Origin of the sequence: Pseudohongiella sp. (assembly GCF_040877505.1) — a bacterium.
Taxonomy (GTDB): Bacteria; Pseudomonadota; Gammaproteobacteria; order Pseudomonadales; family Pseudohongiellaceae; genus Pseudohongiella.
On the sequence record NZ_JBBDNQ010000025.1, the window covers coordinates 1 to 2739 of the forward strand.

Consider the following 2739-nt stretch of genomic DNA (forward strand, 5'->3'; position numbering starts at 1 on the left):
CGGCACGAGAATTTTTGCGCCACCCTCTTGTGGCTAGGCTTGCTGGACGATATATTTAAATGAAACGACCCGCTAGCCGAACTGTCGCCTTATGGTGTGCGTGCCCGAAAGGGATAGGCTTGTCGGGTTTTTTTTATGCGCTCACTGGCCACACGCTCACCAAGCGCTCTCGTTGCTTGATTATTTGCCGGTAACAGTCTGGGCCTTTCTTGCTGCGCTGCAGCGATCTTGCAACAGCCCCGCACGTCATGTCCGCAAGTTGCAAGAGGGGGTGTTTGTGCGATTCCAATTCCTTGATTTTCCGAATTACAACCCGCTCAAACTGGCGATTTAGATCGTGCTTCAAATCGATCGCCAGCTTCTTACGGAACGCACTGCTCCCAGTTTTGTCGATCACGATTGTGCTATTGTTCATTCTGTGGGCAACTGCCGCGAAAATGGCCTTGGCCTGGTAGTGCAGGAGTGGCTGACTCAACACCAATCCCTCGCTCGCAATTTTGTTTTTGTCGAACGCCACGGCGACATATTCAAATTGGAAGTGCTTCATTTCTTCAAAGAAACTAATGCGGCGATCATGGGTCAGGTTGGTGAAGTGAAATTCCCTCGGGACTTTCAGCAGGGTTTTTAGCGATTCAATTCGCTCAAAGCATCTAGTGGCCTCATCTCGCTGGTCGAAAAGAACCGCCGTCACCGTGAAAAATGGGGTTGCTCCCTTATTGAGCCGCATTCCCGTGCATCCGGATTCGTCAACGTACGCCAGCATTGCGGCAGCCCTTGCCTGGTTCTAAGTGCCCAAGATCCACCTGGGCGGGATTTGTATTAAGCGTTTGCCCGCGTGCGCTACCAACCATCTATGTCAAAAACTAGGATTTACGCCTCGCGAGTGAGTAGGTTCCGCTTCCCTCATGGTAAATAAGCTGGCCACGATTCTTTCCGTTGTATAGAGCAGCGCCGATCGCCGCCCTGCTTCCGGTCATTTTCTCGACCTGCTCCCCAACTGCCGCAGTAATCGCCGCCGCAGTTAGGCCATCGGGGTATTTCGCGATCACCTCACGAACCAGTGCAGCCGCCGATTTTTTCTCGCCGTTTGAATCGCTTGAAAATGCAGAGGAATTTGCTGTCGCCCGCAGCATTCTAAATCCCGTTCGTTTCCCGACCTTTTTTCGATGCAGTTTTGGTTTCACAAATTTCGAGTACAGAACGGCACGGACAGACTCCTCAGAAATGCCCGTTTCAGCGTGAATTTGCTGCACAGTTTTATGTGTGTCACCAAGAACCGCCAAAACCTGCTCGACGGTGGTGCCACCGGGGACCTGAAAAGGGGCTGAAACGAAAACCGCCGCTGGTGATTTAGTGGAAGGGCCATCCTGGTTACCTTCTAGGTACTCGGAGAGTGTCTCCAAAGCTTGAATTGCCTCTCTGTATTTGCGCTCGATCTGTTGTCGGAGCGAAACAACTAAAGAATTTTCAGTAGTCATGGCGTACCCCTACCAGAAAACGGAAGCTTGACAAGACTCGCGCATTTCCCTAAACTACCATTCGGCAGATGGAAAAAGGCCGGGGGCAGCGAGTTTGGACCCCGCTCCGCGGAGTTTGGACCCCCAGCAGCATGAGCCTCGGCTCATGGCCCCGGCACCAAACCTTTTCCGTTCTGCGATACGACTAAGGCCGCTGCCAAGCACCGTGACACGTATTTGGCACCGGCTTTTCAATGGCCGACACTCCCGAGAATCAGCTTGCGTTTCCGCAATCGAACGCGATAGCCAAGGGGCTCGGGTTCCCGATCATGCGGGCCGTGGCCTTGATTAGCCTTTCGACTGGCGCTGTGGTCGATCTGGCCTTTGCCGAATTCGTTGGCAAGGGAACGGGCGAATCGACTTTGTTGCGCAGCATGATCGGCACTATGAACCGTGGCGATATCCTGGTCGCGGATCGGTACTATCCGAGCTACTTCACGATAGCCTTGCTGCAACAGCGTGGCGTCGATCTGGTTTCGGTAAGCCACCACGCCCGTAAGGTCAACTTCCGGACGGGCCACGTACTCGGCGCGAATGACCACGTTGCCGAATGGCAGAAGCCCATCCGCCCGGAGTGGATGGATGAAGCGACCTACGCGGCCATGCCGAACTCGATTCTGATGCGTGAATTCGTGATAGAAATAGAGGGGCGGAACGGCGGTAAGGAACGGGCCATCGTCGTGACCACAATGAGCGACCCCACGATTCCGCAAAAGGAACTATCCGATCTGTACTGGCGGCGCTGGAACTGCGAAGTGGACATTCGCAGCATCAAGCATTCGCTCCACATGGACGTTCTGCGCTGCAAGACCCCAGATATGGTTCGCAAGGAAATCTGGTGTCACGTCTTGGCATACAACCTGCTTCGGGGAACAATGGTAGAGTCCGCCAAGAGAAACGATATCACGCCCCGCCAGTTGAGCGTCAAGGGAACGATGCAGGCCGTGGAAAGCTTCACCGCCCCGATGATGGCGATAGACGGCAGCGAAGCGATTTACAATGCGCTTTTGGCCACGGTGTCGGCTCACCGCGTAGGAAATCGGCCGGGACGCATGGAGCCGAGATTCAAGAAACGTCGCCCCGCTTGGGACAAGTACATGACGATTCCGCGCCACAAATCGCGCCGGCGGTTGGCCAGTGAGGCTTGTCCTTAACCGAGTGCCATTCCGGCAAGTCGTCGGCTTGTACGGGGCACCGCCAGGGCCGCGCGGGCGCATCCTGG

At 55.0% G+C, this 2739-nt stretch carries 2 protein-coding genes and 1 pseudogene; 1 reads left to right on the forward strand and 2 read right to left on the reverse strand.

The window, feature by feature from the left end; all coding sequences use genetic code 11:
* Positions 1-133: 133 nt before the first annotated feature.
* The gene (locus tag WD071_RS09600; RefSeq protein ID WP_368048152.1) at positions 134-763 is read right to left on the reverse strand and encodes a DUF3800 domain-containing protein; all 630 of its coding nucleotides are present in this window, start codon (positions 761-763) and stop codon (positions 134-136) included.
* A 100-nt stretch (positions 764-863) separates the two neighbouring features.
* The gene (locus WD071_RS09605) at positions 864-1478 is read right to left on the reverse strand and encodes a hypothetical protein (RefSeq protein ID WP_368048153.1); all 615 of its coding nucleotides are present in this window, start codon (positions 1476-1478) and stop codon (positions 864-866) included.
* Between the two features lie 230 nt (positions 1479-1708).
* Here WD071_RS09605 and WD071_RS09610 point away from each other — a divergent pair.
* A pseudogene (locus tag WD071_RS09610) lies at positions 1709-2671 on the forward strand (IS4 family transposase); the annotation flags it as partial.
* Between the last annotated feature and the right edge of the window lie 68 nt (positions 2672-2739).